This window comes from Streptosporangium sp. NPDC006013, from assembly GCF_040614275.1.
GTDB lineage: Bacteria > Actinomycetota > Actinomycetes > Streptosporangiales > Streptosporangiaceae > Streptosporangium.
Window position 1 is genome coordinate 23,739 of record NZ_JBEXUE010000068.1, and the last position, 6,412, is coordinate 30,150.

Consider the following 6,412-nt stretch of genomic DNA (forward strand, 5'->3'; position numbering starts at 1 on the left):
GGTACGACCGGGTCCCCCGTGGTGGACGCGACCGCGCTCAGACGACCGCGACGGCGGTGATCAGTCCGATGGCCAGGTGGGTGACCGCCAGCAGCCGGGCGCCCGGCTGGAGCTCCGGCTCCTTGACCAGAACGCGCACCGAGATTCCCGCCACCCTGTCGAACGCGATCATCGCCACGGTCTGTACGGCGATGCCGACCAGGCCGAAGACCAGCGTCGCGAGCAGGCCCTCCTGCAGGGCGCCGCCGGAGGACCAGATGGAGGCCGCGACGATCAGCCCGACGGCGGCCAGCCCAGAGCTGGCCAGCAGCGTGGCGTTGGGGTTGCGCTCCTCCTTGATCAGCCGGCTGAGCTTGCCGGGAATGGCCATGTCGATCACGTAGAAGCCGATGATCAGCAGGATCACGCCGAGGGCGGCGTAGGAGGCGATCGCGAGCGCGCCGCGCCCGAGGATCTCGGCGAGGGAGAGCGCCTCGCCGCCGGGCGCGGGGGGCAGGAGTGTCACGGTCGGGATGGGGGTGGGACTCATGGCTTGATTCTCTTTCCAGGACTCAGAGCTCGATGCGGTGCGGAACGAATGACGATGTGTCGTCGGTGATGAACCCTGAGGTCTCGCGGATGCCGACACCCGCCGCCTCGTCGTGGACCACCCAGGCGCCGAGCACGGGACGCCAGCCGTCGAAGACGGGCAGTGCCTGGAACTCCTGGTAGACGTGCCCCTCGGCGCCGTAGCCGCCCGAGGTCTCGACGCGCTCGCCGGGGGCGACGATCCGCATGTTCGCGCCCTCGCGGCCGAGCAGCGGCTTGGCGATGTACGAGAACATGTCGCGGGGGCCGTCGAGATAGGCGGGCAGCAGGTTCGGGTGGTCCGGATACAGCTCCCAGAGCACCGCGAGCAGCGCCTTGTTGGACAGCAGCATCTTCCACAGCGGCTCGATCCAGGTCATCGAGACCTGCTGGCGCACCGCCCGTGTGCCGAACGGATCGGCGACCGCCCACTCCCACGGGTACAGCTTGCAGAGCGAGCGGATCACCCGGCGCTCCATGTCGACGAAGCGGAGGTTGAGGTCGTCCCAGCCGATGTCCTCCATGGCCACCGCGACGGTCTTGAGGCCGGCCTGGTCGGCGGTCTCCTGCAGGTAGGCGAGGGTCATCGCCTCCTCGCCCGAGGTGTCCATGTTGGTCCAGGCGAAGTGCGTGGGCCCGGTGGGCAGGCCGGTCGAGATCTGCTGCCACCTGGCGATCAGTCGTTCGTGGATGGAGTTCCACTGGTCGTCGTCGGGGTAGCGGTCACGCAGCCAGAACCACTGCACCACCGAGCTCTCCAGCAGGCTGGTGGGGGTGTCGGCGTTGTACTCCAGCATCTTGGCCGGACCGGTCCCGTCGTAGCGCAGGTCGAACCGGCCGAACAGGTGCGGGTCGTTCCGCTCCCAGGAGGCGGCGATCTCCGGGGCCACCCAGTCCGGAATCGCGAAGTCGGCGTAGCGGTTCTTCTCGATGACGTGCTCCACGGCGTGCAGGCACATCCGGTGCAGATCCTCGACCTGGTTCTCCAGGTCCAGGATCTCGTCCATGGAGAAGACGTACTGCACGGTCTCGTCCCAGTACGGGCGGGTGAGACCTTCGGGGTGTGCCGAGCGGTGGTAGGCCAGGCCGTGGCCTTCGATGATGCTCTCCCAGTCGGCGCGGGGGAGCGAGGTCTCGCGTCTCATCTGTGCCGGATCAGCTCCCGCTACCCGACCCACTGCGCCCGCCGAAGCCGCCCCGCTGGATCACGGTGCCCTTACGGCTGGTGATTTTGACGTCCGAGGGGCGCAGCGTGGTCCCCTGCCGGATGCGGGCGCCGCTCCTGACGCCGCCGTAGTACCAGCTGTAGGCGCCCCGTGACCCGCGGTAGCGGGTGTCGTCGCAGAGATCCTCGTCCACCACCTGGTACGTGCCGTCCGGCTGGCGGCTGTTGAGGTCGACGCACTCGGCGCCCACCTCCTTGTAGTCCTGCTGCGTGGAGCAGGAACTGACCAGAAGCATTGAGACGACGCTGATCCCGGTGATGGTGACCGCCCTGGAAGCCTTGAACCCCGAAGGCTTGGCGGGTGGTCTGCCGGGAAGATTCTGCGGTGCGGCCTGCGGGTGTTTTGGTGGTTGGGCCATCGAGCTCCAATGAGATGCGTCGGCCTAGGCTATCGATGCTGTTTTGTCGGTTCAACCGCCGTATGGAGCCATGGTGGGGATCACCGTTGCTCACACATGGGCGATCGCGTCCGGTCGGCCCGGCGAAGAAGGGTGATCATTCCCCGTCCGATGTGTAATGTTCTGGCAAAGCGCAGGGAACGAGGGGTCCGCGGTGCCGGAGATCAGACCGTTGCGGCCGGGGGATCCGCCGCGACTGGGGGAGTACTCGCTCACGGGCAGGCTGGGGGAGGGCGGTCAGGGGGTCGTCTACCTCGGGGAGTCCGAGGGCGGCGAGCGCGCCGCCATCAAGCTGCTGCATGTGCGCTTCACCGAGGAGGTCCACGCGCGTGCCCGCTTCGCCCGCGAGCTGGCGGCGGCTCGCCGGGTGGCCCCCTTCTGCACCGCCCGGGTGCTCGACGCCGACCTCGACGGTGAGACGCCCTACATCGCGAGCGAGCTGATCGAGGGCCCGTCGCTGCGCCGGGTCGTCGAGCGCGACGGACCGCTGTCCGGTGAGGCACTGGAGCGCCTGGCCATCGGCACCGCCACCGCGCTGACCGCGATCCACCACGCGGGCATCGCGCACCGGGATTTCAAGCCCGACAACGTCATGCTCGCCACGGACGGCCCCCGGGTGGTCGACTTCGGCATCGCGAAGATCATTGACGAGAGCGGGACGATCACTACTCGCGCGGTCGGCACCCCTGCCTACATGGCGCCCGAGCAGATCGCCGGAGAGCGGGTGGGGTTCCCCGCCGACGTGTTCGCCTGGGGCTCGACCATCGTCTTCACCGCCACCGGAAAGGCTCCTTTCGGGAGCGACACGATCGTGGCGACGCTCAACCGTGTCATCAACCACGAGGCCGACCTGAGCGCCCTGCCCGACGGGTTGCGTGATCTCGTCGCCGCCTGCCTGAACAAGGACCAGAAGCTCAGGCCCACCTCGGACGTGCTGTTGAAACGCCTGCTCGGCCACCCGGTGGACGAGGCTGAGGCATCCGAGGAGGTGCTGGCCGAGGGCGTGCAGGCCGCCACAGTGGATCTGACGCGGCCGGAGGGGCCGGTCAGGCGTACCCGGAGGCGGGCCGCGATCGCCGGCGGGATCGCCGTCCTCGGCGGGGTCTGCGCCTTCCTGGCCGTCCAGTTCGGTTTCCCGCCCGGTGGGCGGGCCGAGCCCACCCGTCCGCCGTCATCGACCCCCTCGGTCGCGGCCGAGGTCACGAAGGTCTCCACGGGCTCACCACTGCTCGATCGGATCAAGGCCACCGGCAGGCTCCGGGTGGGCTACCGCGGCGGCCTGCCGGGGATCTCACTGGGCGACGACCCGCCTCGCGGGTTCGAGGCCGACGTGGCCGCCTACCTGGCGAAGGCCCTGGCGGTGCCCGAAGGCGGCCTCAGATTCGTGTCCGTGGGCTACTCGGACAGGGAGGAGTGGGTCGAGAAGGGCAAGGTCGACCTGGTGATCTCCAACCTCTCGATCGACGACGCCGACCGCAGCCGGGTCGCCTTCGCCGGGCCGTACTACGTCGCCCACCGCGACGTGCTCGTCCTTGCCGATGCGAAGATCGACAAGCTGAAGGACCTGCGAGGCAAGAGGATCTGCCTGTCGCCCGGGCAGACCACGGGCACGATCATCCGTGGCAGAGGTGTTGGCTTCGTTCCGACAAAAGGTGATCCCGCCCAGTGCGCGTCCCAGGTGGGCGACGGCAGCGCCGACGCCATGGTCGGCGACGACCTGCTGATCGCCGGCTTCGGCGCCCGCCTGCGCGGCGTCAAGGTCAAGATCGTCGGAGCCAGGCTCACCTCGGAACGGTACGGTGTGGCACTTCGAACCGGCGATCCGGTGGCCTGTCGGAAGATCAACGAAGTGATCACGTCCATGTACGCGGACGGAACCCTGGCACACCTGCTCAAAAGCCACCTGGGCAGGGTCGACTTCCGCTTCGAGACCGCGCTGCCCCGCCTGGAGACCTGCTAGACCCTCTCCCGCGAGTGGTCAGGTGACTCCTGGCAACGCGGGAGGCGTCGCCAGGATGACCTCGATGGGCAGCGGGGTCAGGGGAAGGTCACGTCAGGGGTTCGAGCAGGTGATCCCCTTCGCGGGAACCTTCCCGTCGATCAGGTAGGCGTCGGTCACCTTCGCGATGCAGGCGTCACCGGACAGGTAGGCACCGTGTCCCTCGCCCTTGTAGGTCACCAGCACGCCGGTCCTGAGTTCCGAGGTCAGTTTCGGAGCCCACTCGTACGGGGTGGCGGGGTCGCCGGTGCCGCCGATCACCACGATCGGGGCCGAGCCCGTGGCGTTGACCCGCCTGGCCTCGTCGCTGCCGGGAACCGGCCACATCGAGCAGGTCAGGCCCATCCCGCTGCCGCCGAACAGCGGGGAGACCCTCATCGTCTCGGTCTCGACCGTGGCCACTTCCCCGGGAGTGGGTCGTTCCGCGGTGTCGACGCAACTGATCGCCGGGAAGCTGCTCATGAGCGTCGTGTAGCTGCCGTCGGGCAGGCGACCGTTGTAGCTGTCGGCCAGCGCCAGCATGATCCGTCCGTCCCCCTTGATCGCCTGGCCCAGCGCCTGATCGAGCAGCGGCCAGGTCATCTCCGAGTACAGCGCGGCGGCGATGCCGGTGCCCGTCAGTCCCTGCGTCAGGGTACGCTCGCCGACCTCGAGCGGGTTGTCCTTCAGGTCGTCCATGAGTTTCACGACGTTCTTGTTGGCGAGGGTCACGTCGGTGCCGATCTCACACTGACGGGGTTCCTTCACGCAGTCCTTGAGGAAGGCGTTGTAGGCGTGCTGGAAGCCCTTCGTCTGGATCATCGTGCGATCGGCCAGGGACACGCTCGGGTCCAGCGGGGCGTCCAGCACGAACCGGCCCACGTTCTTCGGGAACCTGGTCGCGTAGACCGCGCCGAGCTGCGTCCCGTACGAGATGCCGAAGTAGTTCAGTTTCTCCTCGCCCAGGGCCTCGCGGAGGCGGTCCATGTCCGCGGCGGCGTTCACCGTGCCGACATAGGGCAGCAGCTTGCCCGAGGTCTGCCCGCAGGCCGTCACGAACTCCTTGGTGGTCTGCCGGATCTCGGCGCGATCGGCGTCGTTGGTGGGCAGGGTGTTCATCGAGGTGTACTTGTCCATCATCGCGTTGCCGCCGCACCGGACGCCCGAACTGCGGCCGACCCCGCGGGGGTCGAAGCTGACCAGGTCGTAGTGGCGGTTCAGATTGGTGAAGGCCTTGGCGGCCTGGGCGAGGGTGTCGACGCCCGAGGCGCCGGGACCGCCGAAGTTGAAGACCAGCGAGCCGATCCGCTTACCGGGGCCCGAGGCCCTGACGCGGATGACGGCCATGTCGATGGAGTCGCCGTCAGGCTTGGCGTAGTCGAGCGGGACCTTGAGCTTCCCGCACTGCTGCGCGCGTTCGGACTGCGCGGGAGGCTGGCCGCCGGGTCGCTTGATGTCGGTGCACGGGCCCCAGGCGATCGTTCCCGAGGGCGCGGCCGTCGACGTGGTGGCGGTCGGCGCGGAGGTGCCCGCGGCGACACTGTTTCCGTCGCCACCGCCGCTGCCGCAGGCGGCGAGCGCGGTTGACAGGGCCGCGACCGTCGCGGCCGCCCTAAGGATTCTTGCCATGAAAAAGCTCCCCCTGAAATCGTTCGCCGGGGGAAGCGATTCCACCCTAACCGGGCGGGCCCCCATGGAAAAGGAGAACCCGCCCGGAAAGGATCACACGCCCATGGACTGGGTGTCGTTGCTCTCGGCGCCCCCGGCCTCGGTCACGCCGTTCTTCAAGTGGTACATGGAGATGGCGTCGCCCAGCACCTCGGGGTCGAGCTCACCGCGCTCGACCAGCTGGGTGAGCACGGCCAGGGTGATCGAGGCCGCGTCGACGTGGAAGTGGCGGCGCAGCGCCGACCGGGTGTCCGACAGGCCGAAGCCGTCGGTGCCGAGCGAGCTCCAGTCACCGGGAACCCACTGGGCGATCTGGTCCTGGACCGCCCGCATGTAGTCGCTCACGCCCACGAACGGCCCCTGGGCCTTCGACAGCGCCTGCGTGACGTACGGCACGCGCTTGTCCGCCTCGGGGTTGAGCAGGTTGTGCTCCTCGGCGGCGAGCGCGTCGCGGCGCAGCTCCGTCCAGGAGGTGGCCGACCACGCCCATGGTGTTCGCGGGCGACGAGATCGGCCTGGAGGGCGCGTGGGGAGAGGACTCCCGCCGGACCATGCCCTGGGACCGGCCGGAGAGGT

General features: G+C 68.8%; 5 protein-coding genes and 1 pseudogene. 1 reads left to right on the forward strand and 5 read right to left on the reverse strand.

Annotation, left to right across the window (positions count from 1 at the left end; translation table 11 throughout):
- Window positions 1-37: 37 nt before the first annotated feature.
- Genes ABZ260_RS13605 through ABZ260_RS13615 form a run of 3 tightly spaced genes read right to left on the reverse strand, consistent with a single transcriptional unit; the run spans window position 38 to window position 2,028 of the window.
- Window positions 38-529, reverse strand: coding sequence for a DUF350 domain-containing protein (locus ABZ260_RS13605; protein ID WP_355616524.1), 492 nt, complete (start codon window positions 527-529; stop codon window positions 38-40).
- A gap of 22 nt (window positions 530-551) precedes the next feature.
- A complete protein-coding gene (locus ABZ260_RS13610; protein ID WP_355616526.1) occupies window positions 552-1,712 on the reverse strand; it encodes a glutathionylspermidine synthase family protein in 1,161 nt (386 codons plus the stop codon).
- Between the two features lie 10 nt (window positions 1,713-1,722).
- Window positions 1,723-2,028, reverse strand: coding sequence for a hypothetical protein (locus ABZ260_RS13615; RefSeq protein WP_355560062.1), 306 nt, complete (start codon window positions 2,026-2,028; stop codon window positions 1,723-1,725).
- A gap of 316 nt (window positions 2,029-2,344) precedes the next feature.
- Here ABZ260_RS13615 and ABZ260_RS13620 point away from each other — a divergent pair, with 316 nt between their 5' ends.
- On the forward strand, window positions 2,345-4,150 hold the full coding sequence (locus tag ABZ260_RS13620) for a serine/threonine-protein kinase (protein ID WP_355616528.1): 1,806 nt from the start codon (window positions 2,345-2,347) through the stop codon (window positions 4,148-4,150).
- A gap of 93 nt (window positions 4,151-4,243) precedes the next feature.
- Here the strand turns inward: ABZ260_RS13620 and ABZ260_RS13625 are convergent, their stop codons facing one another.
- Together ABZ260_RS13625 and ABZ260_RS13630 are read right to left on the reverse strand one after the other, a co-directional pair.
- Window positions 4,244-5,797 carry an alpha/beta hydrolase gene (locus ABZ260_RS13625; RefSeq protein WP_355616530.1) on the reverse strand — a complete coding sequence of 518 codons (1,554 nt, stop codon included), beginning with the start codon at window positions 5,795-5,797 and terminating at the stop codon, window positions 4,244-4,246.
- 93 nt (window positions 5,798-5,890) lie between these two features.
- A pseudogene (locus ABZ260_RS13630) lies at window positions 5,891-6,412 on the reverse strand (hypothetical protein); the annotation flags it as partial.

What these genes read in the sequence shown, in the direction of transcription:
- ABZ260_RS13605 (WP_355616524.1), bottom strand. Translation starts at nt 529, where the DNA reads ATGAGTCCCACCCCCATCCCGACCGTGACACTCCTGCCCCCCGCGCCC.
- ABZ260_RS13610 (WP_355616526.1), bottom strand. Translation starts at nt 1,712, where the DNA reads ATGAGACGCGAGACCTCGCTCCCCCGCGCCGACTGGGAGAGCATCATC.
- ABZ260_RS13615 (WP_355560062.1), bottom strand. Translation starts at nt 2,028, where the DNA reads ATGCTTCTGGTCAGTTCCTGCTCCACGCAGCAGGACTACAAGGAGGTG.
- ABZ260_RS13625 (WP_355616530.1), bottom strand. Translation starts at nt 5,797, where the DNA reads ATGGCAAGAATCCTTAGGGCGGCCGCGACGGTCGCGGCCCTGTCAACC.